A 25,965-nucleotide genomic window follows, 5' to 3' on the forward strand; every position below is an offset into this window, starting at 1 on the left:
GCCCCGGGGCGCGACCGTGCCCCGGCGGCGGTGATCCGGCGGCGGTGATCCGGCCCCGTACCCGGGCCTCGTACCCCGGCCGCGGCCCGTTCTTCGGGCCGCGGCCGACCGTCGTGTCCGAAAACCGCCGGAGCACCGCCCCTGCGAGACGGACACTGGACGGTGTGATGGACGAGGACACCAGGTACGAGGCCGTGAGCAGCCGGGATGCACGGTTCGACGGAGAGTTCTTCTTCGCCGTCCGGACGACGGGGATCTACTGCCGGCCGAGCTGCCCGGCCGTCACGCCCAAGCGGACGAACGTGCGGTTCTTCCCGACCGCCGCCGCTGCCCAGGGCCATGGGTTCCGCGCCTGCCGGCGCTGCCGGCCGGATGCGGTACCGGGCTCGGCCGAGTGGAACGTGCGCGCCGACGCCGTCGGACGGGCGATGCGGCTGATCGGGGACGGGGTCGTCGACCGGGAAGGCGTGTCCGGCCTCGCGGGACGGCTCGGCTACAGCACACGGCAGGTGCAGCGGCAGCTCAACGCCGAGCTGGGCGCCGGGCCCGTCGCGCTCGCCCGTGCCCAGCGCTCCCACACTGCCCGGGTGCTGCTCCAGACCACCGGGCTGCCGGTCACGGAGATCGCGTTCGCCTCCGGGTTCGCGAGCGTGCGGCAGTTCAACGACACGATCCGGCAGATCTACGCCCGCACACCGACCGAACTGCGCGCGGAAACGGGAGCGAAGCAAGCCGCCGACGCCGCCGGGATCCCCCTGCGCCTGGCCCACCGGGGCCCGTACGCCACCCGTGAGATCTTCGACCTCCTCGCCGGCGAGGCCATGGACCGCATCGAGGAGGTCGTCGGCTCATCCGGCGCCCGCAGCTACCGCCGCACCCTGCGTCTGCCCTACGGCTCCGGGATCGTCGCCGTCGACGAACGCTCGGCCGGCCCCTGGCTGGAGGCCCGTATCCACCTGACCGATCTGCGCGACCTGACCACTGCCGTCCAGCGGCTGCGCCGACTGTTCGACCTGGACGCCGACCCCTACGCCGTCGAGGAACGCCTGTCCGCCGACCCTGGGCTCGCCCCGCTCATCGCCGCCCGCCCGGGACTGCGGTCACCCGGATCCGCCGAGCCCGAGGAGTTCGCGCTGCGGGCCGTCGTCGGCCGCGTCGAGGCGGCACGGCTCGTCGGGACCTACGGAAAGGTCCTGGACCGGCCCTGCGGAGGTCTCACACATCTGTTCCCCGAACCGGCCGTGCTCGCCGATCACCCCGTCGCCGGACCGCTCGCCACCGCCCTTGCCGACGGCCGCGTGCGCCTCGACCCGGGGGCCGACCGCGACGAGGCCGAGCGGGCACTGCTCGCGCTGCCGGGTGTGTCGCCCGCCGTCGCCGGTCTGATCCGTATGCGTGCACTCGGGGATCCGGACGTCGCGCCCGATGGCGCCCCGGCCGGCGATGCGTGGCGGCCGTGGCGTTCCTACGCCGTCCGCCACCTCGAGGCCCGGGGCCCGGGCCCCCTCAGCCCGCGTCCTCCTCCAAGCCCCAGCTGATGATCCGCTTCGGGTGGATCCGGATGACCTCCTGGCTGAAATGCGGACCCAGTCCGTGCGGGCCCGTCAGCAGCTCCGCCTCGCCCCGGATGTCGACCCCGCGCACCCGCCACGGCCTGACGCTCACCAGGTCGTCCACGACCAGTGCCACCTTCGGGTTCGACCGCAGATTGCGCCACTTCTTCGACGTCCCCATCGCCAGCCCCCCGATCAGGATCGTGCCGTCCTCCTGGGGGAAGAACCCGACGGGGTTGGCCTGGGGCTGCCCGTCGGGATCCACGGTCGCGAGCCGCCCCAGTTGCCGGGACCCGAGATAGGCGCGCTCCGCCTCGCTGAATTCGGTCATACGGTCAGCATGGCGCGGCCGGAGCACCCCCGCATCGGCTCTTGGCCCTGGTCCGGAAGACCTACCCGAACGCCCCGGTACCGGCCGCAGCGAACGGCAGGACCGTGCCCGGCGTACGGAAGTCACGGCCCGTCAGCCCCAGATCACCGCACCCACCCAGGCTCCCGCGACCAGCAGACACGCGAGCAGTTCCACCAGCACGCTGGTGCCCGCCGCACGCATGACCGTCCGCGTCGACGTCACCGCCTCGCCGTGCCCGCCCAGCCGCAGCCGCTCGCTGCCGTACACCCCGCCGACGAAGCCGGCCACCGCGCCGACGACGGGCAGCAGCACGAAGCCGACCAGCGCCCCCACTCCCGCGAACAGCGCCATCCGGCGTGTGATGCCGACCCCCCGGATCCGGCGCGGCCCCAGCTGCCAGACGACCACCTGGGTGACCAGCAGCAGTGCGGTCGCCCCGACCAGCACCCACCACGCCAGGGCCGTCCTCTCCTGCACCGACCACCACAGCACCCCGGACCACACCAGCCAGGTGCCGGGAACGCCCGGTACCAGCACCCCGAACAGGCCGAGCAGCATCACCATGCCGACCAGTGCCAGCTGCCATGCCTCCATCTGCCAAGGGTGCAGGAACGCGATCGGCCCCGCAGGTCGCGCCGACCCGTCCGACGCGGCCGCGCTACCCGTGCGGTGTCACGGCGGGCGCCGGATCCCGCGTGACCCAGCCCTTCTCGTACGCGTGCCACCCCAGCTGGAGCCTGGTCGTCACCCCGGTCAGCTCCATCAGCCCTTTCACACGCCGCTGCACGGTCCGCAGCCCGAGCTCCAACTGCTTCGCAACGCTCACGTCGGTCATTCCGGCCAGCAGCAACGAAAGGATCTCCAGATCGGTGGCATCGGGCCCCGGAGTCCCGTCCTCGGTCACCTCACCGCCGGCACCGAGCCGCAGTGGCAATGCCTCCCGCCACACCGCCTCGAACAGCCCCGTCAGTGACTCCAGCAGCCCGCTCGCATGGACCACCAGTGCCGCGGGCTCGGAACCCCGGCCGGTCATCGGCACCATCGCCAGCGTCCGGTCCGCGACGACGAGTTTGGTCGGCACCCGGTCGACGACCCGAACCTGCTCCTCACGGCCGAGCACGGCGGACAGTTCGGTGAGCCCGGAGGGCAGCGTCAGCACCTCGCGCTCGACGACGACCCGGTACGCGACCCCGCGCTGCGAGGCCCGTTCCTCCGCCTCGTTCTCCAACCCCGGCACCGCGATCGGCTTTCCCGTCACCAGCGCGCAGATCTCGGTCGCCGCGCCCAGTTGAAGCTGCAGAAAGCGGTGCGCCACGGCGCTCGCGCCCGTGACGACCTCGACCAGGTCGTGCACGGCCTGTTCCGCCGCCTCCGCCCGGTACTCCTGAGCGAGCAGCGCCGCGGCAAGCTCCGCCTGTTCGAGTTCGTGCCGCTGCTGGGTGAGCAGCGCACCGAGCGCGACGCCCGGCGGCGCCGCCACCCAGCGGCCCCCGCCGGCGGACGACTGCGCGGCCAGGCCGTGTCGTTCGAGCCGGCGAAGTGCGCTCTCGGTGTCCGGCTCGGGAAGCGCGAGCCGGTGCGCCAGATCGCTGACCTCCGCGGCGCCGAGCGCCACCAACGCGCGGTACGCCGACTCCTGTCGCGCGTCGAGACCTATCGCTCCCAGCACCCCGGGCCCCTCCCCGAATCTGTTCGTTCTGCGTGTCGGCGGTTGCACCCGATGGCGGAAACCGGCCACGGCGCAAACCCGCCGCCCCCATCATCCCCGCACTGCCCCCACCTCTGCCAATGTGGCCTCGTCGTGGCATCAACCGCCGGTGGACATGGGGCCTTTCGCCTCTCCTGTCCGCTGTCCCACCGAGGTGGGCGAGGCGACGGGCCCGGACGGCGTCCGGGACGGCCCTGCTGCCGTGACCGTGACCGTGGAACGGTGCCCGACGGGCCCCGGCCACCGATACGTCCGCCGGGCGGCCCTCCCGTGGGGGGTTGGGCCGCCCGGTGGACCCGTCCACGCAACCATGCGCGGACAGAATCTCCCGTTCCCTCGTTTTCGACCGGCCTCCACGGTGGACAATAGGGGCATGAGCCAGCAGGGGGAGAGGCCCACCAGCCCGGACGACTGGTGGCAGCGGCTGTACGACGAGTCCGCACCGGACACCGGTCCCGCCCCATCGGCGGGGGACACCCTCGACGACCGATTCGACTCCGCGGTCGACACCGTGGGCACGGAGCCCGCGCCTGCACCGGCACCCGCGCCTCCCGCGGCACCGGTGGCTCCGCCCCGGCCACCGGCAGCACCGGTGGCTCCGCCCCCGCCTCCGGAGGAGCGCCCGCGCGCCTGGTGGGACCCTCTGCGGCCCGGTGCCCGTGCCCCGTGGGAAGCGTCGGCGCCACCCGCACCGGCCGACCCGCCCGGTCCGGGCACCGGGGCAGGCGGTACCCCCACCCCCCGTTCCGTCAAGGACCCGGCCGCCGTGCCCCCGCGGCCCTCGGCGCCACCTCAGGGCGGCGCCGCCCCGGACGCGGGCGCCCCCGGGCGCCGGAGAACCACGCCACCGGCCCCCCGGGCCGGCCATGTCGGGGACCGGCCGCCCACTTACGACCCGGAACCCACGGCACTCCCGGCCGCACACCCCCAGGAACTGGACGAGCTCGTCGCGGACACCGTGCTCGACGGCGCCCGTTACGGGACGTACACCCTGCGCGCCGCGTCCGTGCGGGGAGACTCCGCGCGCTATCGCGGCGAGCCCCGCCGCGACGCACTCCTCACCGCACGCTTCGGTGCGGGTGAAGGCGCACTGGTGCTCGTGGCCGTGGCCACCGGGGCGCGGGCCGCGGCGGGGGCGCATCTCGCCGCCGGGGACGCGACACACTGGATCGGCGGAGCCGTCGGCCGCAGTCAAGCCCGCCTCGCGGCGGACATCAGGGCAGGCCGCCGGGGCGATCTCAAGTCCGGGTTGCACCGGCTCGCCGACCGTACCTTCGGCAAGCTCCGTGCCCGCGCGGCAGAACTCGGCTTACCGCCCGAGGAATACACGGCGAGCCTGCGCTGCCTGCTGCTGTCCGCCGACCCGGCCTGCCGCACCCGGGTGTTCTTCGGCGCCGGCGGCGGCGGGCTCTTCCGGCTGCGCGACGGTGTCTGGCAGGACATCGAGCCGCATGTGCCCCAGACCCCCGCGGGTGAGCCCGTCGTCGGCTACGGCTCATCGCCGTCGGAGACTCCCGCGGGCGACCGGCTCACCATGGAACTCGGTATCACCACACCCCCCTCGCCGCACATCGACGAGCCCGTCCCGCCGCCCGCCGAGCCCTTCCTCTTCCGTGCCTCCGTCGCCCGCCCGGGCGACACACTCCTGCTCTGCAGCACCGGCTTCGCCGAACCGCTCCGGGGTGAGCCGGCCCTCGCCGGCGAGCTCGCCGCGCGCTGGGCGGCATCCGAGCCACCCGGCCTCGCCGCCTATCTCGCGGACACCCAGCTCAGGGTGAAGGGTTACGCCGACGACCGTACGGCCTGCGCCGTCTGGGAGGCGTAACGGACCGGGCCGTGGATAGATGGATCCATGGCCAAGCAGAACGTCGCAGAACAGTTCGTCGACATCCTCGTCCGCGCGGGCGTGCAACGGCTTTACGGAGTCGTCGGCGACAGCCTCAACCCCGTCGTCGACGCCATCCGCCGCAATGCCGCCATCGAGTGGATCCAGGTCCGCCACGAAGAGGCCGCCGCCTTCGCCGCCGGAGCCGAGGCGCAGATCACCGGACGACTCGCGGCATGCGCCGGTTCCTGCGGCCCCGGCAACCTCCATCTCATCAACGGTCTCTACGACGCCCACCGTTCCAGCGCATCCGTGCTTGCTCTGGCCTCCCACATCCCCTCCTCCGAGATCGGCCTCGGCTACTTCCAGGAGACCCATCCCGACCAGCTCTTCCGTGAATGCAGCCACTACTGCGAGCTGATCTCCAACCCGCAGCAGATGCCGCGCCTTCTCCAGACGGCGATCCAGCACGCCATCGGCCGCCGCGGCGTCAGCGTCGTCGCACTCCCGGGCGACATCGCCTCCCAGCAGGCGCCCGCCGCGTCCATCGAGCACTCACTCGTCACCAACCGCCCGACCGTCCGCCCGGGCGACACGGAGATCGATGCGCTCGCCCGCATGATCGACGACGCGGAGCGTGTCACCCTCTTCTGCGGCAGCGGAACCGCCGACGCCCACGCCGAGGTCATGCAGTTCGCGGAGCGCATCAAGTCACCCGTCGGACACGCGCTTCGCGGCAAGGAGTGGATTCAGTACGAGAATCCCTACGACGTCGGTATGAGCGGTCTCCTCGGATACGGCGCCGCCTACGAAGCCACGCATGAGTGCGATCTGCTGATCCTGCTCGGTACGGACTTCCCGTACAACGCCTTCCTGCCCGACGACGTCAAGATCGCCCAGGTCGATGTGCGGCCCGAGCACCTGGGTAGACGTTCCAAGCTCGACCTCGCGGTCTGGGGCGATGTGCGAGAGACGCTGCGCTGCCTCACCCCGAGGGTGCGCGCCAAGACCGACCGGCGTTTCCTCGACAAGATGCTGAAGAAGCACGCCGACGCACTCGAAGGTGTCATCAAGGCGTACACCCGCAAGGTCGACCGCCATGTACCGATCCACCCCGAGTACGTCGCCTCCGTCCTCGACGAACTCGCAGACGAGGACGCCGTGTTCACGGTCGACACCGGTATGTGCAATGTGTGGGCCGCCCGCTATGTCTCCCCCAACGGCAGACGCCGCATCATCGGTTCGTTCAGCCACGGTTCCATGGCCAATGCCCTGCCCCAGGCCATCGGCGCCCAGTTCATCGACCGCGACCGGCAGGTCGTGTCGATGTCCGGGGACGGCGGATTCGCCATGCTGATGGGCGACTTCCTCACGCTCGTCCAGTACGACCTGCCGGTGAAGGTCGTGCTCTTCAACAACTCCTCGCTGAGCATGGTCGAACTGGAGATGCTGGTCGCGGGCCTGCCGTCGTACGGGACCACGAACGACAACCCCGACTTCTCGGCGATCGCACGGGCAGCCGGCGCCTACGGCGTGCGTGTGGAGAAGCCGAAGCAGCTCCCGGGAGCGCTGCAGGAGGCGTTCAGACACAAGGGTCCGGCCCTCGTCGATGTGGTCACCGATCCCAACGCGCTCTCCATCCCGCCGAAGATCAGAGCCGACATGGTGACCGGCTTTGCACTCTCCGCCAGCAAGATCGTGCTGGACGGCGGCGTCGGGAAGATGGTCCAGATGGCCCGCTCGAACCTGCGGAACGTGCCCAGACCATGACGAGCGGAGCGTGCTGCATTCATAACTCGGTGTGAAATCCGCATGCGTGGCGGGACGGGGGTGGGGCATGCATTTCGGAGTGCCTGTTCGGCAGGACGACAAGGAAAGGACCATTCCGACGTGCGGTGGGGGATGATGACGAGACGTCAGGGACGGTCCGGGCCTGCACAGCTGCGCCGCAGAGTGGGGCGTTCGGATCTGAGGGCCGTACCCGAAGTGAGGCGGGCTCTGCGTGACTTACTGGGGCACGGCGACTGGGGCGTACCGGGCTCGGCCGAAGTGGCGGAGCTGCTGATCAGTGAGCTGGTGACCAATGCGCTGATCCACACCGAGGACGGTGCGGTCGTGACGGCGACCGTGGCACCCGCCAGACTCCGGGTCGAGGTGAGGGACTTCACCTCAGGGCCGCGCGAGCCCCGTCTGCCGGTCCCGGCCGCCCCGGACGAGAGTACGCACGGCAGGGGACTGATGCTGGTGCAGAACCTCGCGGATTCCTGGGGAGTGCGGGCGCACGCCCTGGGCAAGGTGGTGTGGTTCGAACTGGACGCCGGGCTGAAGTGACCACACCGGACGTCCGATGGATGATCCGGGCGGCGGGCGGACTGGTCGTGAGCAAGTCCGACCGGTCCGCCCACCGTTCATTCAGCCGAACTGCTGCTCGAGATCCTTGAGTTTGCGCTCCAGCGAGTCGAGGCGCGGCAGCGCCTGGGTGTCGTCCTCGGCGGTGAGGTCGACAGTGATCGGTGTGACGGGCTCAGTTCCCCTCACGGCCAGAAGGGAGGGCCGGGAGCGCGATGGCAGCTGTCCCGGCTCGGGTATGGCAGGCTCCGCGACGGCTGCCGCGGTGCCCGCCGGTCCGTTCAGGGCGCCGACGTCCACCTGCCGCCCGCCGCGGGCGCGGCCCCAGGCGCGGTGCTGCCGGTTGATCGCACGCAGCTGCGCCCGTTCCAGCTTCTCCTGTTCGCGCCTGCGCAGCCGGTTCTGCTCCTTCTCCCGCTTGTCCTCGCGGACCTCGTCGACGGCTTCGTCCAGTGTGCGTACGCCCTCGAGGAGCATCAGCGACCAGGCGCCGAAGGTCTCGCGGGGCGCCCGCAGCCACCGTACGACGCGGATCTGCGGCAAGGGGCGGGGAACCAGGCCCTGTTCGCGGAGTGCGGCCCTGCGGGTCTGCTTGAGGGCGCGGTCGAAGAGCACCGCCGCCGACAGCGACATCCCTGCGAAGAAGTGGGGGGCGCCGTCGTGGCCCATTCCACGAGGGGCGTGCACCCAGTTGAACCACGCTGCCGCACCGGCGAACATCCAGACGAGCAGCCGCGAACCGAGGGCGGCGTCGCCGTGGCTCGCCTCGCGCACCGCGAGCACCGAGCAGAACATGGCGGCGCCGTCGAGGCCGAACGGGACCAGGTACTCCCAGCCGCCGGAGAGGTTGAGGTTCTGCCGGCCGAAGCCGACCAGGCCGTGGAACGAGAGCGCCGCGGCGACCGCGGCACAGCAGAAGAGAAGTACATAGGAGGCGGTGCCGTAGACGGCTTCCTTCCGCCTGCGGCGTTCCTCGCTGCGTTCCCAGGAGTCTTCGGCCGCGGAACCGTCCCCGGCGCGCTTGCTGCGTGCGAGCACCGCCACCGCCGCCACGACACCCGCGAGCATCACGCCGCCCGGAAGCAGCCATTCCAGCGATATGTCGGTCAGTCTCATTGAGGTCCCTTGCATCCTTGCATCTGCATCGCGGTAGGGCGTTTCGGGCGCCATATTGGCCGAAGTCCGGTGCCGGTCAGGGGGTTTCGTGGCAAGAGAACGCCAAGGGGATGCCGGGGCGGACAAATAGGGGTGTTCCGCTCGAACGCGTGTTGCTCCAGCGGAATTGGAGTTCGATTGGCAGCACTCGGACGAGTGGTCTTCAGAGAGGGGCTTCCCTCAGCACTGAGCGGCGGTGCCCGTCAGCCTGCGCACCCGTTCGGCGTCGCAGGTGCGAGGACAGGTGGCGCATGTCTCCTCGGGCCGGAGCGTGTAGAAGAGGCAGCAGCTCGCCCGGTCGCGCGTGGGAAGCGGCTCACCGCACGGGCCGGTGAGCTCGCGGAAGCCGGCCGCGCCGACATACGGCTTCGTCGTACCGGGCAGCAGCGCCCCGAGCTCCGCCGTCGCCCGGGGCTCCTCGCCCAGCAGCTGGGCGATGTGCCAGAGGCCCTCGACCACATCGTCGGTGACCATGCCCCACAGTGCCCTCCTGCCGCGCCTCATACGCGGTCCGAAGCCTTCGAGCAAGGGTCCGAAGTGGTCCGCCACGGCGTCCCTGACCTCGCCGCGCAGCGCTTCCTCGTCGGGTACGACGCGGGCACCGGGCAGCGCGGCCGCGGGATCGCCGGGCAGGCAGGCGAACTCGCGGACCCGTACCGCCATGAGGCCGAGGGCGCGTTCCAAGGACACGTCCCCGACGGGCACCCGGGGCACCCGTCGCTGCAGGAACCACGGGACCGTGATCAGCAGGCACACCGGCCACGCATAGCGGTGCAGCCCGAAGCTGGCGATCACATCGGGGCGGGCCCGCTCGCCGTAGTCGCGCACCACCTGTGCGTCGTCCTGGGCGAGGAACGCGTCCAGCGCGGGACCGCCCGCCGCGAGATCCGCGGCCCTCAGCCAGCCGCCGTCGTGCGGGGTCGCCTCGTGCGCCGACAGTTCCCGGACCCGCAGACCCGGAAACACCCCGGTCAGGCGTGCATACGCGTCCGTGACCGGCGTGGCGGCGGACGGGGGAGCCATGAGGTGCGAGCCGGGAGGGGCGGGGACGGTCATGTGGAGACCACCGAATCACGATCGTTAGAAGGTTAGCCTAACCTTACCCGATGTGATCGGTGTTTGAACTGCAGTCACCTCCGCCTATCGTGCACAGAGGGTCCGCGCCACGCGAGCCGGGCCCGCACGACGCCTGAGGAGGACCCGAGTGGAGCAGGGCAGAGCGCGCGGGGCCGCCGCGGCAGGGCCGCATGCGTCCTCCCAGGAAACGGACGCACAGGCATGCATCCCGGATCAGGTCCGCGGTGAGCACACGCACAGCGAGCCGCCCGCCCCCGGCACGGCCGTCCGCCGCCACTCCGTGCGCGGCCAGATCCTCCGGGCGCTTCGCGCGGCACTCGTCAGCGGCGAACTGGTACCCGGCGAGGTGTACTCCGCGCCCGCTCTGGGGGAGCGCTTCGGGGTGTCCGCAACGCCCGTGCGGGAGGCGATGCAGCAGCTCTCCCTCGAAGGCGCGGTCGAGGTCCTCCCCAACCGCGGCTTCCGCGTCGTCGAACGCGGCGCACGCGAGCTGGCCGAGCTGGCCGAGGTGCGGGCCCTCATCGAGGTCCCGGTCATGCTCCGGCTCGCACGCACCGTCCCCGCCGCCCACTGGGCCGCGCTCCGCCCCCTCGCCGATGCCACGGCCGCGGCAGCCGCCACCGGCGACCGCGCGAGCTACGCCGAATCCGACCGTGCCTTCCACCGCGCGGTCCTGGCCCTCGCCGGCAACGAGCAGCTCGTCGCCGTGGCCGACGAACTCCACCGCCGCTCCCAGTGGCCGTCGTCAGGTGCCCGGGGCACCGGCGCCGGGCCCTCCGCGGAGATCTCCCACCGCGCGCTCCTGATCGCCGACGCGGCCGAGCACGCCGCACTCCTGGAAGCCCTGATCGCACAGGATCTCGCCGTGGTGCAGTCACTGGTGCGCGAGCACTTCGCGGGTGCGGACCGCTGAGGCCGGCTCACCGCCGGGCGGGTTCGTCCCCGGAGGCGGAGGCGGAGACGATCGTTTCGCTCGCAGGGCTGAGCGTGCGGGGCGCGGTGTGGGCCCTGGCGAACCGGCTGGGAGTGGTGGCCCGGACCTCCGGCGAGCTGATCGCCGCCCTGACGGCCGACGCGCGACCTCGACGGGTCGTCGTGGCGGACCTCCAAGCCGCTCACGATCCGGAGGAGATGGCCGCACTGGTCGGTGCCCTGAGGGATTCGGGTCACCTCCGGATCGTCACCGGGACCGGGAGGCCGGAGGCCACGCGGGCCGGCGGTGCCCCGGGGGATTCGGACGACGCGGTTGCGCTGTGCTCCGCCGACCCGTTGCAGGTCACGACCGCGTACGAGCACCACAGCGGTTTCCAGGGCGACGGCGGAGGTCTGCGGGCCGCCTGGTTCCGGGCCGGCCCGTCGCTGATCCGGGAGCAGTCGGCGTCCGGGCGCGCCCTGGTCCTGCTCACCGCGCTCGGCGACGACGCCGATCCCCGGTCACGGCCCGCCCTCGACGCCCTCGCCTCGGGCGCCCCGTGGCGCGTCGACTGGACCCGGGTGCGCGGCGATGTCACCCCGCCCTGGCCCGGTCCCGTGGCCGCGCTGGCCCATGGCGCGGGCCGCTGGGCGGGCCATCTGCTGGTGGCCGACCAGCGCGGCACGATCCGTTCGCTGGATCCGGCGGATGCCGTACCCGCGGCCGGTTCCGTCCCCATGCCCGTACGGATCACAGCCCTTGCGCCGCTCCCCGACGGCACCCTGCTGATGCTGGACGAGCGCGGACGTCCGCACGCCCACGGCCGTACACCGTTGACGGACGCCGTCGCCACCACGCTGGAGAGACACCCGGGCACCGCGCTGGCGGCCGCCGACGGCCTTGTCGTCGCCGGAGACCGGCACGGCTCGCTGCACGCGTTCGGCCTCGACGGACTGCATCAGGCGGCCCCGCACCGCGGCAGGGTCACCTCCGTGACCGTTCTCCACGATCCCGCACCGCTCGTCTGCAGCGGCGGCGCCGACGGAACGGTCCGCATCTGGTCCCCGGGCCGCACCCCGCGGACGGCTCCGGTCGCGGAGCGCCCCTGCTCCGTGGTCGCCCTCTCGGGACTGGGCACGGCGCTGGCGGTCGCCTGGGCCGACGGCCTGGTCGAACTGCGCCCGGCCGGCACGGGCGAGGTCCTCGGCTTCCGCCCGGGGCAACCGGTGCGTGCGCTGGCCGTGGCCGGTGACCGGTCGGTCGTCGTCGGCACGGACGAGACGCTGTTCCGCCTCACGGCGCGGTCCGCCGGCTGACGGCGGGGCAACCGGTGCGTGCGCTGGCCGGTGGCCGGTGGCCGGTCGGTCGTCGTCGGCACGGACGAGATGCTGTTCCGCCTCACGGCGCGGTCCGGCGGCTGACAGCGGGGCGACCGGTGTCGCGAGCACCGGCCCGCGGAGGCAGCACCGGCCCGCCGAGGCGGTCCCGTCCACGCGCGGCACCGGCGTCGCACGGGGCGCCGAGGCCCACCATGTGCTGAGCGGCGTGCCCGCCGCAGGCTGCAGGCCCTGGCTTCGCTACGGGGAAGCCTCCGCCGGCCCCTCCCCGGCCCGAGCCCCGCCGCGCTTGCGCCACCGCACGACGAGGGCTCCGAGCCCTCCGGCGGCGACGAGGAAGCCCACCTTGACACCGAGCTTGACCGAGAGCCAGCCGAAGCCGAAGCGAAATCCCCAGCCCTGCCACCACCACACCCCGAGGACGCCTGCCGCGGCGAGAGCTCCCGCCACGATGCCCAGTGCGATCATCTTCCTCGGGTACCCGTCGGAGTGTTCCCCCGTGTCACTCTTCATACGGATCACGCTAGATCCCGCCCTGCGGGGTTCCCGTCCTTCCGAAGGACGATCGCGTGACGACTTTGGTGGGAAGACAGGCCCGAGGATCCGAGCCGAAGGTCTCAAGTACCGCGCGGCGGAACGGGCTTGCAGGACGTCATGCAGCCGGCGCCGACGGAGCCAACTGGTCCGCCAGCCAGGTCGGTACGCCGCCCAGCAGCCGGAACAGACGCCCCGCCTCGGCTCGCAGGCGCCCCGCCTCGGGCTCGGGTTCGGTGTCGGCGAGCGCCGCCAGGGCCGGGGCCGTACCGACGAGATAGCCGAGCTCCTCGCGGATCCGGAGCGACTCCGTGAACCCGTGCCTCGCTTCGGCCAGTTCGCCGTCGCGGAGCGCGAGCGCAGCCAGGTGGCGCCAGGTGAAGGAGAGCAGGAGTGTGTCGCCCTGGGCGGCCGCGCCGGCGTGGGCCCGGCGGTAGGCCGCATGCGCGGCCTGCGGGGAGTCGGCGAGATGTTCGGCGACGAGACCGCGGCGGAAGTCCAGGAGGGGGCGGCCCGGGGCGTCCGGCGCGAGCAGTGCGGCCGCCCGGCCGAGGGCGGCCCGCGCCTCGTCCGCACGGTCCCTGACGCCCAGCACGGTGGACGCGTACGCGAGTTGTCCGCGCTCGCAGGCGGCCACGCCGCGCTCGTCGTCGTCGCCCGCCGCGGCCTCTGCCGTGCGCAGGGCGTCCTCCGCGTCCGCCCAGCCCTTGCCGGTGAACAGACAGCGTTCGACGAGGAGTGACGCCCGCTGCAGCGTGAGCGCGGGGGACGCGGAGTGCGGGGTGAGCAGCGCCGCCGCGTCGCTCCAACAGCCGCGCGAACGCAGCCGCCATACCGCGGTCTGGAGAGGATCGTCACCCGCAGTGGTTCCGGAACCAGACATGGCGGTATGCGCCACATTGCCCTCCCCGAGCGCGCCATTGTGCTGTTGAGTCAGACCGAATCTCAGCACGGATGGGCATGCCTGGCCAAGGGGTCTGGTGAATCAGTTCACAATCATGGGAGGTTCCGCAGCCGCGGCAGGTGCGCAACGGCGCGGTTCCGCGGGCTTTGTGATCCGTGCCCGTTTCACCGTACGTGTGAACGCGTGAACAGGCGTGCGAGCACTGGAAGGTTCGGTCCCACCAGGGAACGCCCACCCCGCCGAAGGGTCGTGCTCAGCTCATCCTCAGCGCCAGGAAGAAGTCCAGCTTGTCCTCCAGCCGCGACAGGTCACGCCCCGTCAGCTGCTCGATCCGTCCCACCCGGTACCTCAGCGTGTTCACGTGCAGATGCAGCCGCGCCGCACAGCGCGTCCACGACCCGTCGCAGTCCAGGAACGCCTCCAGCGTCGGGATGAGCTCCGCCCGGTGGCGCTCGTCGTAGTCGCGCAGCGGGTCGAGGAGCCGGGCCGTGAAGGCGCGCCGGACGTCGTCGGGGACGAAGGGCAGCAGCAGTACGTGGGAGGCGAGCTCATGGTGCCCCGCCGCGCACACCCGGCCCGGGCGCGCGGCTGCGACGCGGCGGGCGTGGCGGGCCTCCTCCAGGGCGCCGCGCAGGCCCTCCGCGGAGTGGACGGCGGCGCTGACCCCGAGGGTGAGGCGGCCGTCGCCGTCGAGCCCGGCCGAGAGGGGCTCACGGACGACGGCGAGCAGCGCATCCGCGTGGAGCCCGGCGCTGCTGGTGCCGATGTCGGCCGCCGGGCCCTCGAGGAGGTCGTCCGTCGCTCCGGACTCGTCGGAGGCCGCCGTCGCGGCCACGGCCGGCAGCGGAACGAGCGCGATCGCCTCGTCGCCCGTGTGCGCGACGGCGATGCGGTCGGCCGATTCCGCCCCCGTGGTCGCCGGGTCGACCAGGATCTCCTCGAGCAACGACTGGCTCACGGGACCCGCCTCGACCGGGGCCCCCGAGCCCTGCTCCCACTCGACCCGGGCGACGACGACCTGCCAGTGCGGGGCCGTTCCGAGACCCGGCAGCAGCACCGGTGCCGCGACCCGCAGCCGGGCGGCGATCTCGGCGGGCGCGGCGCCGCTCTGGACGAGTTCCAGCACCTCCTGGGCGAGCCGGCGCCGTACCGTGCGCGCCGCCTCGCGACGGTCGCGTTCGACCGCGATCAGCTGGGTGACGCCCTGGAGCAGATCGAGCCGGGCGGCGGGCCAGTCGGAGGCGTCGGCCTCGACGGCGAGCAGCCAGTCGGAGAGCACGGTCTCCCGGACGTCCCGTGACGCGGGCGCTGCGCCCCGGCCTGAGTTTCGGATCGGGAACAGTGAATACGTCGATCCACCGGCGGTCGCACGGTGCGGTCCACGTCGCCCGGTCCGGGTTGCGGCCAGATGTTCACCGGCCAGCGATGCACTGACTTCGGCGGGCAACGGGTCGCCGGCGCCCGCGATCTGCCGGCCGGTGGGGGAGAGGACCCAGGCGCGAAGGTCCAGGTCGGAGCCGAGCAGATCGAGAACGACATCGGGGCCGCCGCCTGCCGGTCCCGATGTCATCATCCTGCGGTGCCGGTCGACCACGGCGGCCAGGTCCCCCGCCCGCTCACCCGACACCTGTCGTACGACATGCTCCGTGATCGTTGCGAAAGCGACGGATTCGTTCACGGCGAAGAGCGGCAGTCGGTGTTGCCGGCAGGCCTGGACGAGGTCTTCCGGGATGTCCCCCAGCTCCGCCTCGCCGGCGGCGAGACCCGCGACCCCTGCGCTTGCGAGAATACGGACAAAAGGCTCGGAATCCTCGGTGGAACGACGCCAGGCCAGTCCGGTGAGGACCAGCTCTCCGCCCGACAGATAGCGGCTCGGGTCCCGTAGATCGGTCGTCATCACGCCACGGACGGTGCGGTCCAGCTCGTCGTCGCCGCCGAGCAGCCGCAGTCCCAGCGCGTCGGTCTCCAGCAGTGCGCGCAGCCGCATCTCGTCGCCGCCGATCTGGCTCGTTGTAGCCGTTGAACTGTTCTGGGGGTCGTGCAGTGGGTTTCGGGAGGAAAGCGGAGAGGTTACCGGGTCCCGTCTTTCGTTCGAATCTACAAGACAAGGGTGGCGACCAGCCAACTCCTTCATGGTTTCGGTGACTGCACCGGGCATGGCGGTGCTTGTGTACTTGGGCCACAGCGCGTTAACAGGACATGAATATCCAGTCGAGGGCCGGCCGTCCCCAGCCCCTGCGAACGACCGAATCACGTAGAAGAGAGCCACTCATGGACTTCCTTCGCCCCGCCAGCTGGGAGGAGGCGCTCGCTGCCAAGGCCGAGCACCCCTCGGCTGTGCCCATTGCGGGTGGCACCGACATCATGGTCGAGATCAACTTCGACCACCGGCGGCCCGAGTACCTCCTGGACCTGAACCGCATCGTCGAGCTGCACGAGTGGGAAGTCGGCGAGGAGAACGTCCGTCTGGGCGCGTCCGTGCCGTACACCCGGATCATGGAGGACCTCAGGGCGGAGCTGCCCGGTCTCGCTCTCGCCTCGCACACCGTCGCATCCCCGCAGATCCGCAACCGTGGCGGCGTCGGCGGCAACCTCGGCACCGCCTCCCCTGCCGGCGACGCCCACCCGGCCCTGCTGGCCGCGGGCGCCGAGGTCGAGGCCGAGTCGGTACGCGGCGTGCGCTTCATCCCGATCGACGAGTTCTACACCGGTGTGAAGCGCAATGCGCTCGCCCCGGACGAGCTCATCAGGGCGATCCACATCAAGAAGGCCGACGGCCCGCAGCAGTACTCGAAGGTCGGCACCCGCAACGCCATGGTCATCGCCGTGTGCGCCTTCGGTATCGCGCTGCACCCCGGGAGCCGCACCGTGAGGACCGGCATCGGCTCGGCCGCGCCCACTCCGGTGCGGGCGAAGGCCGCCGAGGAGTTCCTGAACGCCGCGCTCGAGGAGGGCGGGTTCTGGGACAGCGGAAAGATCATCACTCCCTCGATCGCCAAGCAGTTCGCGGAGCTCGCGTCCGCCGCCTGCAATCCGATCGACGACGTCCGCGGAACCGCCAAGTACCGCCGCCACGCGGTGGGCATCATGGCCCGCCGCACGCTCGGCTGGACCTGGGAGCAGTACCGCGGCACCGGCCGCACGCTTGAAGGAGCTGCCTGATCATGCGCGTCAATTTCACGGTCAACGGCCGCAAGCAGGAGGCCGACGACGTCTGGGAGGGCGAGAGCCTCCTCTACGTGCTGCGGGAGCGTCTGGGGCTGCCCGGTTCCAAGAACGCCTGTGAGCAGGGCGAATGCGGCTCCTGCACCGTCCGTCTCGACGGAGTGCCGGTCTGCTCGTGCCTCGTGGCCGCCGGGCAGGTCGAGGGCCGTGAGGTCGTCACCGTCGAGGGCCTGGCGGCGTACGCCAAGCAGCGCTCCGAGCACGAGGGTTCCTGCGGGACCGGTGCCTGCGGCACCCCGCTCGACTCCGCCAGGCGATGGGAGGCGCGCCCGTCCGACTCGCAGACCGGTGAGGGTACGGACCTCGCCCCGATCCAGCAGGCGTTCATCGACGCCGGTGCCGTTCAGTGCGGGTTCTGCACCCCGGGTCTGCTGGTCGCGGCCGACGAACTGCTGGAGCACAACTCCTCCCCGTCCGACGCGGACATCCGTGAGGCGCTCTCCGGCAACCTCTGCCGCTGCACCGGCTACGAGAAGATCCTCGACGCGGTCCGCCTCGCGGCCGCCCGTCAGGAAGAGGCGGTCTGAGCACCATGGCGCCCAATCCCCGAGTCGCCGCCACTCCGGCGGGCACTCCCACCAAGGTCACCCAGGGGTCGCAGACCAAGGGCGGCATCGGCGAGTCCACGCTCCGCCCCGACGGCACCCTCAAGGTCACCGGTGAGTTCGCGTACTCCTCGGACATGTGGCACGAGGACATGCTGTGGGGCCAGATCCTGCGCTCCACGGTCGCGCACGCCGAGATCGTCTCCATCGACACCTCCGAGGCCCTCGCCCAGGCCGGCGTCTACGCCGTGCTCACCTACGAGGACCTGCCGACCGAGGTGAAGAACTACGGCCTGGAGATCCAGGACACCCCGGTCCTCGCCAACGGCGTCGTACGCCACCACGGCGAGCCGGTGGCCCTGGTCGCCGCCGACCATCCGGAGACCGCACGCCGCGCCGCCGCCAAGATCAGGGTCGAGTACAAGGAGCTGCCCGTCGTCACGGACGAGGCCTCCGCGACCGCGCCCGACGCGCCGCTGCTGCACCCCGGCCGCGACGACCACCACGCGGCCCATGTCGCCCATCCGAACATCGTCCACCGCCAGCCGATCGTCCGCGGCAACGCCGACGAGGCCGCCGAGCGCGCGGACGTGATCGTCAGGGGCGAATACGTCTTCGGCATGCAGGACCAGGCCTTCCTCGGCCCCGAGTCCGGTCTTGCCGTGCCGGCCGAGGACGGCGGTGTCGATCTGTACGTCGCCACCCAGTGGCTGCACTCCGACCTGCGCCAGATCGCCCCGGTCCTCGGCCTGCCCGAGGACAAGGTCCGTATGACGCTCTCCGGTGTCGGTGGTGCCTTCGGCGGCCGCGAGGACCTCTCGATGCAGATCCACGCCTGTCTGCTGGCACTGCGCACCGGCAAGCCGGTCAAGATCGTCTACAACCGGTTCGAGTCCTTCTTCGGCCATGTGCACCGGCACCCGGCGAAGCTGTACTACGAGCACGGGGCCACCAGGGACGGCAGGCTCACGCACATGAAGTGCCGGATCGTCCTGGACGGCGGCGCCTATGCGTCGGCCTCCCCGGCGGTCGTCGGCAATGCCTCCTCCCTCTCCGTCGGTCCTTACGTCGTCGAGGACGTCGACATCGAGGCGATCGCGCTCTACACCAACAACCCGCCGTGCGGCGCCATGCGCGGCTTCGGCGCGGTCCAGGCGTGCTTCGCCTACGAGGCCCAGATGGACAAGCTCGCGGCGAAGCTGGGCATGGACCCGGTGGAGTTCCGGCAGATCAACGCCATGGAGCAGGGCACGCTCCTGCCGACGGGCCAGCCGGTCGACTCCCCGGCCCCGGTCGCCGAACTGCTGCGGCGTGTCAAGGCCATGCCGCTGCCGCCCGAGCAGCAGTGGGTGACCACCGAGGGCGCGGACGTCCGCGCGCTGCCCGGCGGCCTGTCCAACACCACCCACGGCGAGGGCGTCGTCCGCGGCATCGGCTATGCCGTCGGCATCAAGAACGTCGGTTTCTCCGAGGGCTTCGACGACTACTCCACCGCCAGGGTGCGCATGGAGGTCGTGGGCGGTGTGCCGGTGGCGACCGTGCACACCGCGATGGCGGAGGTCGGTCAGGGCGGTGTCACCGTCCACGCCCAGATCGCCCGCACCGAACTGGGCGTCACCCAGGTCACCATCCACCCGGCCGACACCCAGGTCGGCTCCGCCGGCTCCACCTCGGCCTCTCGCCAGACCTATGTCACCGGCGGCGCGGTGAAGAACTCCTGTGAGGCCGTACGCGAGAAGGTCCTGGAGATCGGACGCCGCAAGTTCGGCTCGTACCACCCCGCCTGGGCCACCGCCGAGCTGCTGCTCGAAGGCGGCAAGGTCGTCACCGACGGCGGCGAGGTCCTCGCCGATCTGGTGGACGTGCTGGAGGACGAGGCCGTCGAGGCGGACCTCGAATGGCGGCACCGCCCCACCGAGGCCTTCGACCTTCGCACCGGCCAGGGCAACGGCCATGTCCAGTACTCCTTCGCCGCCCATCGCGCGGTCGTCGAGGTGGACACCGAGCTCGGTCTGGTGAAGGTCGTCGAACTGGCCTGTGCCCAGGACGTCGGCAAGGCGCTCAACCCGCTGTCCGTCGTCGGCCAGATCCAGGGCGGCACCACCCAGGGCCTGGGCATGGCGGTGATGGAGGAGATCATCGTCGACCCGAAGACCGCGAAGGTGCGCAACCCCTCCTTCACGGACTACCTGATCCCCACGATCCTCGACACGCCGACCATCCCCGTCGATGTGCTCGAACTCGCCGATGAGCACGCGCCTTACGGGCTGCGCGGCATCGGGGAGGCCCCGACCCTGTCGTCCACTCCGGCCGTCCTCGCGGCGATCCGGAACGCCACGGGTCTGGAGCTCAACAGGACACCGGTACGCCCCGAGCACCTCACCGGTACCTGACACCCCACCAGGACTCTCCGGACGGTGCGTGCCTCGTGGGAACACCACAGGTCCACATGCCCGCGCCGGCCGGAGAACCCGTACCGCACCGCTCGCGTTACGGCATCCCGCAGTACCCCGCAGTACCCGCCAGCAGTAATCGTTCGTCTCGGGCCGTCCCCCGGGTCGTGCAGCCAACGCAAGTCCCAAATCCCGCAGCTTCCCGGCGTCCGTACCGGATGCGGGTGCCCCTTTGAACCTTGGGAGTAGGCACCATGACCCAGTCGTCAGTGGAGCCCAGGACCACCGCGGAGGACGCGGGCCCCGGCTCACGCGTCCCCGCCGGACGGTCCTGGCTCGACCGGTACTTTCACATCTCCGAACGAGGATCGACGGTCGCGCGCGAGGTGCGCGGCGGCATCACCACCTTCATGGCGATGGCGTACATCCTTCTTCTCAACCCTCTGATCCTCAACGGCAAGGACGTTGCGGGCAATGTCCTCGGCCAACCGGGACTCATCACTGCGACTGCCTTCGCGGCCGCCGCGACCACCCTGCTGATGGGCTTCATCGGCAAGGTTCCGCTCGCCCTCGCGGCCGGTCTGAGTGTCTCCGGCGTTCTCGCCTCCCAGGTCGTGCCCCAGATGACCTGGCCGCAGACCATGGCCATGTGTGTGATGTACGGCCTGGTGATCTGCCTTCTGGTGGTCACCGGTCTGCGAGAGCTGATCATGAACGCGATCCCGCTCCCGCTGAAGCACGGCATCACCATGGGCATCGGCCTGTTCATCGCCCTGATCGGCCTGGTCAAGTCCGGTTTCGTGGGCAGGGGTTCGGAGTTCGGCCCGCCCGTCACCCTCGGTGTGGGCGGCGAACTCGCGGGCTGGCCCGTCCTGATCTTCTGCTTCACCCTGCTGCTGATCTTCATGCTGCAGGCCCGCGCCGTGCCCGGCGCCATCCTGATAGGCATCGTCGTGGGCACCGTGGTCGCGGTCATCGTCCACGGCATGGCCGGTCTCGACGCCAAGGCGTGGAACATGGCTCCGCCGGAGCTGAACGGCAGCGCGGTCTCCATGCCCGACTTCTCCCTCTTCGGCCATGTCGAGTTCGGGGGCTGGGGCGAGGTCGGTGCGATGACCGTCGGCTTCATCGTCTTCACACTGGTGCTGGCCGGCTTCTTCGACGCCATGGCCACGATCATCGGTGTCGGCACCGAGGCCAAGCTCGCCGACGAGCGAGGCCGGATGCCCGGTCTGTCGAAGGCGCTGTTCATCGACGGTGCCGGCGGTGCCATCGGCGGCGTGGCCGGCGGCTCGGGCCAGACCGTGTTCGTCGAGTCGGCCACCGGCGTCGGCGAGGGGGCCAGGACCGGTCTCGCCTCGGTCGTCACCGGCCTGTTCTTCGCCGCCTGTCTGTTCTTCACCCCGCTCACGGCGATCGTGCCTCCGCAGGTGGCTTCCGCCGCCCTGGTCGTCATCGGCGCGATGATGATGCAGAACGCCAGGCATGTGGACTGGGGCGACCGTTCGGTTGCCGTCCCGGTCTTCCTGACCGTCGTGCTGATGCCCTTCACCTACAGCATCACTCCGGGCGTGGCCGCGGGCGTCATCTCCTACGTCGCCATCAAGGCCGCCCAGGGCAGGGCCCGCGAGGTGGGCGCCTTCATGTGGGGCCTGACCGCGATCTTCGTGGTGTTCTTCGCCCTCCACCCGCTCGAAGGCTGGCTCGGGGTCCACTGACCCCGCCGGGCCGCCGCGTATCCACAGACCCGTGAGGAGACCGACATGCTGGACATCGCCGACGAGCTGCACCGGTGGGTCGAGCAGGGACGCGACTTCGCCGTCGCCACCGTGGTGGCGGTCGGCGGCAGCGCGCCCCGGCAGCCGGGTGCAGCCCTCGCCGTCGACGACGAGGGCACGGCGATCGGGTCGGTCTCCGGCGGATGCGTGGAGGGCGCGGTCTACGAGCTGTGCCGGCAGGCGCTCCAGGACGGCATGACCGTCCTGGAGCGCTTCGGGTACAGCGACGAGGACGCCTTTGCCGTGGGCCTGACCTGCGGCGGCATCATCGACATCCTCGTCACCCCGGTACGTGCGCACGATCCCGTGAGAGGGGTGGTCGCGGCTGCGCTGGCCGCCGCCGCCGACGGCCGGGCCGCGGCGCTCGCGCGGATCGGGCAGGGGCCGGACGAGCTCATGGGCCGCGCCCTGCTGGTCCGTGCGGACGGTGCGTACGAAGGCGCACTGGGCGGGCACCCCGGGCTGGACCGCACCGCGGCCGCCGAGGCGCGCGCCATGCTGGACGCGGGCCGTACCGGAACCGTCGTGATCGGCGAGGACGGCTCCCGCTGCGGGCAGCCGCTCACCCTGCTGGTCGAGTCCAGCGTTCCCGCGCCGCGCATGATCGTGTTCGGCGCCATCGACTTCGCGTCGGCACTGGTGCGGGTGGGGAAGTTCCTCGGCTACCACGTGACCGTGTGCGACGCACGGCCCGTCTTCGCGACGAAGCCCCGCTTCCCGGAGGCGGACGAGATCGTGGTCGACTGGCCGCACAGATATCTGGAGTCGGCCGAGGTCGACGGCCGCACCGTGCTGTGCGTCCTCACCCATGACGCAAAGTTCGACGTGCCCCTGCTGGAGCTGGCGTTGAGGCTTCCCGTCGCCTACGTGGGTGCGATGGGCTCCCGCCGGACCCACGAGGACCGCAACAGGCGGCTGCGGCAGGTCGGCGTCACCGAGCTGGAGCTCGCCCGGCTGCGCTCGCCCATCGGCCTCGACCTCGGCGCCAGGACACCCGAGGAGACGGCGCTGTCGATCGCGGCGGAGATCGTCGCCGACCGCCGGGGCGGCAGCGGAGCGTCCCTGACCGGCGCGCACACCCCGATCCACCACGACGGTCCGCGCGTACCGGCCGGGGTCATCGGGTCGGTCGCCTGAGGGGGCAGGGCTTACCCCATCGGGCGACGAAAGGGGCAAAAAGTTAGCATTGCCCTATGGGAGAGCGTCCCGTCGTGCCGAACGCACCCGAGCTTGTCCTCGAAACCGACGGGGGCTCGACGGTGATGAGTCCCGGCCACGACTACCACGTCGGGCGGGACCCCCTGAGCGAGATCGTGCTGGACGACGCACGGGTTTCCTGGCATCACGCCGTACTGCGCAGTGAAGCCGGACACTGGACCCTCCTCGACGAGAACAGCACCAACGGCACCTACGCCGACGGCCACCGCGTCCGTGAATGGGACGTCGGGCCCGGCAGCGTCATCCGCTTCGGCAATCCGGCCGACGGTCCGCGGGCCGAACTCGTCGGGCCCCCGGAGCCGCCCCCCGAGCCCACCCGCGGGCCCCCCACCGACGTGTCTCCCGTCGACGGGAGCCTCCCGGGCGACCGTCCGGTCGGTGCACGCCCCTCCGCCGTGTCGGTGCCCGCTGCCACCGGTACGTTCCGCCGGCCCACATCGGTGCGCCCGCTGCCGACCCGGGCCGTCCGGATCGGTCGTGCCCCCGAGAACGACCTCGTCGTCGACGACCTCACCGTCTCCCGCCGGCACGCCGAACTGCGCGTCCACCCGGACGGTACGTACGAGATCGTCGACCTCGGCAGCCACAACGGCACCTATCTCAACGGCCTGCGCGTGGGCCACGCCATGATCTCCCCGGACGACATCGTCGGCATCGGCCACTCCGCCTTCTGCCTGGTCGGTGACCAGCTGCAGGAGTTCGTCGACTCCGGCGAGGTGTCGCTGGACGTCCAGGACCTCGCCGTCGCGGTGGACGGCGGCCGCAAGGTCCTGCTCGACCACGTCTCCTTCCCCGTCGGCGAGAGGTGCCTGCTCGCCGTGGTCGGACCGAGCGGCGCCGGCAAGTCCACACTGCTGAACGCGCTCACCGGGCTCCGCCCCGCCGACCAGGGCACGGTCCTCTACGACGGCCGTGACCTCTACCACGACTACGCCGAGCTGCGGCAGCGCATCGGACTCGTACCGCAGGACGACATCCTGCACGTCCAGCTCACCGTGCGCAGGGCGCTCCAGTACGCCGCCGAACTGCGCTTTCCCGGTGACACCGCGCAGACCGAACGCGAGGCCAGGGTCGAGGAGGTCATCCGGGAGCTCGGCCTGGAACAGCGTGCGGACCTGCCCATCCACAGTCTCTCCGGCGGTCAGCGCAAGCGGGTCAGCGTCGCTCTGGAGCTGCTGACGAAACCGTCGCTGCTGTTCCTCGACGAGCCGACCTCGGGACTCGATCCCGGCATGGACCGGTCGGTCATGCACATGCTGCGCGGTCTCGCCGACGACGGCCGCACCGTCATCGTGGTCACCCACAGCGTGCTCAGCCTGGACGTCTGCGACCGGCTGCTGGTCCTTGCGCCGGGTGGCCGGGTCGCCTTCTACGGACCGCCCTCGGACGCCCTCTCGTTCTTCGGTTTCGAGCACTGGCCCGAGGCCTTCGAGGCGTTCGAGAACGACCGCCGACGCGACTGGGCGGGGAAGTACCGGGCGTCGCCCCACCACCACCAGTACATCGAATCGACCCTGCAGCCCAGGCTCGACCGCGATCGCGCGCCCCAGGGTCTCACCCCGCCCCCGCCCACCGCACAGAGCTGGGGTGCTCAACTGAGCACGCTGGTACGGCGCTACGCGTCCGTGCTGAGCGCCGACCGCACCTTCATCCTCATCATGGTCGGGCTGCCGTTCGGGATGGGCGCCATGGCCCGGGGCCTGGCCGAGAGCAAGTTCACCGTGGAGACCGCGATAGACGCGCTCCTCGTCCTGTGCGTGGGCGGGGTGCTGATCGGCGCGGCGAACGCGGTGCGTGAGCTCGTCAAGGAACGGGTCATCTACCGGCGTGAGCGCGCCGTCGGACTCTCCCGTTCCGCCTATCTGATGTCGAAGGTGGTGGTTCTGGGCACCGTCACGGTCGCGCAGTCGATCGTGCTCACCCTCGTCGGACTGTTCGGCGTCGACCTCAGTGCGCCCGGCGGCCAGGGCGTCCTGCTGCCACCGCTGATCGAGATCACCGTGGCCGTCGCCCTGCTGTCGTTCACCGCCATGATGTTCGGCCTCCTGGTCTCCGCCCTGGTGCCCAAGGAAGAGGTCACCATGCCGTTGCTGGTGCTCCTCACCATGATCCAGGTCGTCTTCTGCGGTGCTCTGATGAAGCTGAACGGAGCGCTGGTCCTGGAGCAGCTGGCATGGCTGGTACCTGCCCGGTGGGCCTACGGAGCCATGGCCGGTACGGTCGACATCGCCCGCATCGTGCCGGGGCCCGACACCGCCGATCCGAGGTTCGACCATTCCGTCGCGGTATGGCTGGTGAACATGGGCATGATGGTCGCGCTCTGTGTCGTCCTGTGGTTCGCCATCGCGCGGATGCTGCGACGTCATGAGCCCGCGATCATGCGGAAGTAGAGGGCGGTGGCGACATGAGCGATGCCGTTTCCGTGCCCGGGTTCGAGCCCACCCATGTCGTCCCCGGCGATGGGCTGCCCACCTGGGAGGCCCCCGACGTCAGTCGCCCCAGTGCGCCGCTCGACCCCTTCCTGCCGGTCGAACTCGTCGACCGGCGCGGTGAGTGGGGGCGCGTCATGTGCGCCAACGGCTGGTCGGCCTGGGTCGATGCCCGGCTCCTCGTCGCCGTACCGCAGTCCCCGCCGGCCCCCGGGCAGCCGGCCGCCCGCACGGCGGACCCCCGGCCGCTGCTCGCCCGTGCCGAGGAGGCGCTGGCCGGGTACCGGCGCGCGGCGGAGGCGCTGGCCGCGGGACAGTCGGACGGGGAGACCTTCCAGCGAAGCACCCACGGCCTGCGGGTGGGGCTCGTCGTCGACGGAGAGGCCCTGTGGCTGTACGAGGCCGAGCACGAGCGCTGGGTGTACTGCGACGGCACCAGACTGGCCACCTTCGCCGCAGAGTCACCGCCGCACGACGGCACCGGTTCACCGGCGCGCGGGACCGCCGCGGGCGGCCCCGCCGCCGGACCCGGGGCCGGGGCGGAAGGTGCGGCTGCGCACCGGCCCCCCACAGTGGCCGGTCAGCCGTCCACCCGGATCGTCGGTCCGGGCGAGTCCGCTCCGGGCGCCCGGGGCGGGCGCGGTGAGACACACGGCGGGTGAGCTTCCCG

At 71.5% G+C, this 25,965-nt stretch carries 21 protein-coding genes; 13 read left to right on the plus strand and 8 right to left on the minus strand.

Annotated elements, in window-relative coordinates; genetic code table 11:
• The first annotated feature begins 167 nt into the window (after nt 1-167).
• Nucleotides 168-1,538, plus strand: a complete 1,371-nt coding sequence (locus tag AC068D_RS00975; RefSeq protein ID WP_478821371.1) for a bifunctional transcriptional activator/DNA repair enzyme AdaA — start codon at nt 168-170, stop codon at nt 1,536-1,538.
• Here AC068D_RS00975 and AC068D_RS00980 read toward each other — a convergent pair.
• From AC068D_RS00980 to AC068D_RS00990, 3 genes are all read right to left on the minus strand, one after another.
• Nucleotides 1,507-1,884, minus strand: coding sequence for a PPOX class F420-dependent oxidoreductase (locus AC068D_RS00980; protein WP_478820777.1), 378 nt, complete (start codon nt 1,882-1,884; stop codon nt 1,507-1,509). The genes AC068D_RS00975 and AC068D_RS00980 overlap by 32 nt on opposite strands.
• A gap of 132 nt (nt 1,885-2,016) precedes the next feature.
• Nucleotides 2,017-2,499 (minus strand): DUF456 domain-containing protein, encoded by a 483-nt coding sequence (locus AC068D_RS00985; protein ID WP_478820778.1) that lies wholly within the window; start codon nt 2,497-2,499, stop codon nt 2,017-2,019.
• Between the two features lie 64 nt (nt 2,500-2,563).
• Complete coding sequence (locus tag AC068D_RS00990; protein WP_478820779.1) at nt 2,564-3,574, minus strand: helix-turn-helix domain-containing protein; 1,011 nt, start codon at nt 3,572-3,574, stop codon at nt 2,564-2,566.
• A gap of 412 nt (nt 3,575-3,986) precedes the next feature.
• Between AC068D_RS00990 and AC068D_RS00995 the strand changes: the two genes are divergently transcribed.
• From AC068D_RS00995 to AC068D_RS01005, 3 genes are all read left to right on the plus strand, one after another.
• Nucleotides 3,987-5,438 carry a protein phosphatase 2C domain-containing protein gene (locus AC068D_RS00995; protein WP_478820780.1) on the plus strand — a complete coding sequence of 484 codons (1,452 nt, stop codon included), beginning with the start codon at nt 3,987-3,989 and terminating at the stop codon, nt 5,436-5,438.
• Between the two features lie 27 nt (nt 5,439-5,465).
• Nucleotides 5,466-7,208: a pyruvate dehydrogenase gene (locus AC068D_RS01000; protein WP_478820781.1), complete on the plus strand. Its 1,743-nt coding sequence runs from the start codon at nt 5,466-5,468 to the stop codon at nt 7,206-7,208.
• Between the two features lie 135 nt (nt 7,209-7,343).
• Nucleotides 7,344-7,769, plus strand: coding sequence for an ATP-binding protein (locus tag AC068D_RS01005; RefSeq protein WP_478820782.1), 426 nt, complete (start codon nt 7,344-7,346; stop codon nt 7,767-7,769).
• Between the two features lie 81 nt (nt 7,770-7,850).
• Here the strand turns inward: AC068D_RS01005 and AC068D_RS01010 are convergent, their stop codons facing one another.
• Nucleotides 7,851-8,903 (minus strand): DUF2637 domain-containing protein, encoded by a 1,053-nt coding sequence (locus AC068D_RS01010; RefSeq protein WP_478820783.1) that lies wholly within the window; start codon nt 8,901-8,903, stop codon nt 7,851-7,853.
• Between the two features lie 219 nt (nt 8,904-9,122).
• A complete protein-coding gene (locus tag AC068D_RS01015) occupies nt 9,123-9,998 on the minus strand; it encodes a (2Fe-2S)-binding protein (protein ID WP_478820784.1) in 876 nt (291 codons plus the stop codon).
• Between the two features lie 148 nt (nt 9,999-10,146).
• Here AC068D_RS01015 and AC068D_RS01020 point away from each other — a divergent pair, with 148 nt between their 5' ends.
• A complete protein-coding gene (locus AC068D_RS01020) occupies nt 10,147-10,932 on the plus strand; it encodes a GntR family transcriptional regulator (protein ID WP_478820785.1) in 786 nt (261 codons plus the stop codon).
• A gap of 74 nt (nt 10,933-11,006) precedes the next feature.
• On the plus strand, nt 11,007-12,248 hold the full coding sequence (locus tag AC068D_RS01025; protein WP_478820786.1) for a WD40 repeat domain-containing protein: 1,242 nt from the start codon (nt 11,007-11,009) through the stop codon (nt 12,246-12,248).
• Nucleotides 12,249-12,509: 261 nt separating this feature from the next.
• On the opposite strand, the gene AC068D_RS01030 is transcribed toward AC068D_RS01025, so the two are convergent.
• From AC068D_RS01030 to AC068D_RS01040, 3 genes are all read right to left on the minus strand, one after another.
• Nucleotides 12,510-12,782: a hypothetical protein gene (locus tag AC068D_RS01030; protein WP_478820787.1), complete on the minus strand. Its 273-nt coding sequence runs from the start codon at nt 12,780-12,782 to the stop codon at nt 12,510-12,512.
• A gap of 139 nt (nt 12,783-12,921) precedes the next feature.
• Nucleotides 12,922-13,686: a hypothetical protein gene (locus AC068D_RS01035; RefSeq protein WP_478820788.1), complete on the minus strand. Its 765-nt coding sequence runs from the start codon at nt 13,684-13,686 to the stop codon at nt 12,922-12,924.
• 274 nt (nt 13,687-13,960) lie between these two features.
• Nucleotides 13,961-15,694 (minus strand): PucR family transcriptional regulator, encoded by a 1,734-nt coding sequence (locus AC068D_RS01040; protein WP_478820789.1) that lies wholly within the window; start codon nt 15,692-15,694, stop codon nt 13,961-13,963.
• A 284-nt stretch (nt 15,695-15,978) separates the two neighbouring features.
• Between AC068D_RS01040 and AC068D_RS01045 the strand changes: the two genes are divergently transcribed.
• The 7 genes from AC068D_RS01045 (at nt 15,979) to AC068D_RS01075 (ending at nt 25,957) form a co-directional block, all read left to right on the plus strand.
• Complete coding sequence (locus AC068D_RS01045; protein WP_478820790.1) at nt 15,979-16,869, plus strand: FAD binding domain-containing protein; 891 nt, start codon at nt 15,979-15,981, stop codon at nt 16,867-16,869.
• 2 nt (nt 16,870-16,871) lie between these two features.
• Complete coding sequence (locus tag AC068D_RS01050; protein ID WP_478820791.1) at nt 16,872-17,459, plus strand: (2Fe-2S)-binding protein; 588 nt, start codon at nt 16,872-16,874, stop codon at nt 17,457-17,459.
• Nucleotides 17,460-17,464: 5 nt separating this feature from the next.
• Nucleotides 17,465-19,870: a xanthine dehydrogenase family protein molybdopterin-binding subunit gene (locus AC068D_RS01055; RefSeq protein ID WP_478820792.1), complete on the plus strand. Its 2,406-nt coding sequence runs from the start codon at nt 17,465-17,467 to the stop codon at nt 19,868-19,870.
• A 254-nt stretch (nt 19,871-20,124) separates the two neighbouring features.
• Nucleotides 20,125-21,588: an NCS2 family permease gene (locus AC068D_RS01060; RefSeq protein ID WP_478820793.1), complete on the plus strand. Its 1,464-nt coding sequence runs from the start codon at nt 20,125-20,127 to the stop codon at nt 21,586-21,588.
• A gap of 45 nt (nt 21,589-21,633) precedes the next feature.
• A complete protein-coding gene (locus tag AC068D_RS01065) occupies nt 21,634-22,785 on the plus strand; it encodes an XdhC family protein (RefSeq protein ID WP_478820794.1) in 1,152 nt (383 codons plus the stop codon).
• A 56-nt stretch (nt 22,786-22,841) separates the two neighbouring features.
• Nucleotides 22,842-25,256: an FHA domain-containing protein gene (locus AC068D_RS01070; RefSeq protein ID WP_478820795.1), complete on the plus strand. Its 2,415-nt coding sequence runs from the start codon at nt 22,842-22,844 to the stop codon at nt 25,254-25,256.
• 14 nt (nt 25,257-25,270) lie between these two features.
• Nucleotides 25,271-25,957, plus strand: coding sequence for a hypothetical protein (locus tag AC068D_RS01075; RefSeq protein WP_478820796.1), 687 nt, complete (start codon nt 25,271-25,273; stop codon nt 25,955-25,957).
• The last annotated feature ends 8 nt before the right edge of the window (nt 25,958-25,965 follow it).

Source organism: Streptomyces sp. NPDC043861, from assembly GCF_056435905.1.

Coding starts and splice junctions, on each gene's coding strand:
- AC068D_RS01030 (WP_478820787.1), bottom strand. CDS start 12,782: ATGAAGAGTGACACGGGGGAACACTCCGACGGGTACCCGAGGAAGATG.
- AC068D_RS01045 (WP_478820790.1), top strand. CDS start 15,979: ATGGACTTCCTTCGCCCCGCCAGCTGGGAGGAGGCGCTCGCTGCCAAG.
- AC068D_RS01015 (WP_478820784.1), bottom strand. CDS start 9,998: ATGACCGTCCCCGCCCCTCCCGGCTCGCACCTCATGGCTCCCCCGTCC.
- AC068D_RS00985 (WP_478820778.1), bottom strand. CDS start 2,499: ATGGAGGCATGGCAGCTGGCACTGGTCGGCATGGTGATGCTGCTCGGC.
- AC068D_RS01060 (WP_478820793.1), top strand. CDS start 20,125: ATGACCCAGTCGTCAGTGGAGCCCAGGACCACCGCGGAGGACGCGGGC.
- AC068D_RS01040 (WP_478820789.1), bottom strand. CDS start 15,694: ATGCGGCTGCGCGCACTGCTGGAGACCGACGCGCTGGGACTGCGGCTG.
- AC068D_RS00975 (WP_478821371.1), top strand. CDS start 168: ATGGACGAGGACACCAGGTACGAGGCCGTGAGCAGCCGGGATGCACGG.
- AC068D_RS01010 (WP_478820783.1), bottom strand. CDS start 8,903: ATGAGACTGACCGACATATCGCTGGAATGGCTGCTTCCGGGCGGCGTG.
- AC068D_RS01000 (WP_478820781.1), top strand. CDS start 5,466: ATGGCCAAGCAGAACGTCGCAGAACAGTTCGTCGACATCCTCGTCCGC.
- AC068D_RS00980 (WP_478820777.1), bottom strand. CDS start 1,884: ATGACCGAATTCAGCGAGGCGGAGCGCGCCTATCTCGGGTCCCGGCAA.
- AC068D_RS01005 (WP_478820782.1), top strand. CDS start 7,344: ATGACGAGACGTCAGGGACGGTCCGGGCCTGCACAGCTGCGCCGCAGA.
- AC068D_RS01075 (WP_478820796.1), top strand. CDS start 25,271: ATGAGCGATGCCGTTTCCGTGCCCGGGTTCGAGCCCACCCATGTCGTC.
- AC068D_RS01035 (WP_478820788.1), bottom strand. CDS start 13,686: ATGTCTGGTTCCGGAACCACTGCGGGTGACGATCCTCTCCAGACCGCG.
- AC068D_RS01050 (WP_478820791.1), top strand. CDS start 16,872: ATGCGCGTCAATTTCACGGTCAACGGCCGCAAGCAGGAGGCCGACGAC.
- AC068D_RS01055 (WP_478820792.1), top strand. CDS start 17,465: ATGGCGCCCAATCCCCGAGTCGCCGCCACTCCGGCGGGCACTCCCACC.
- AC068D_RS01065 (WP_478820794.1), top strand. CDS start 21,634: ATGCTGGACATCGCCGACGAGCTGCACCGGTGGGTCGAGCAGGGACGC.
- AC068D_RS01070 (WP_478820795.1), top strand. CDS start 22,842: ATGGGAGAGCGTCCCGTCGTGCCGAACGCACCCGAGCTTGTCCTCGAA.
- AC068D_RS00995 (WP_478820780.1), top strand. CDS start 3,987: ATGAGCCAGCAGGGGGAGAGGCCCACCAGCCCGGACGACTGGTGGCAG.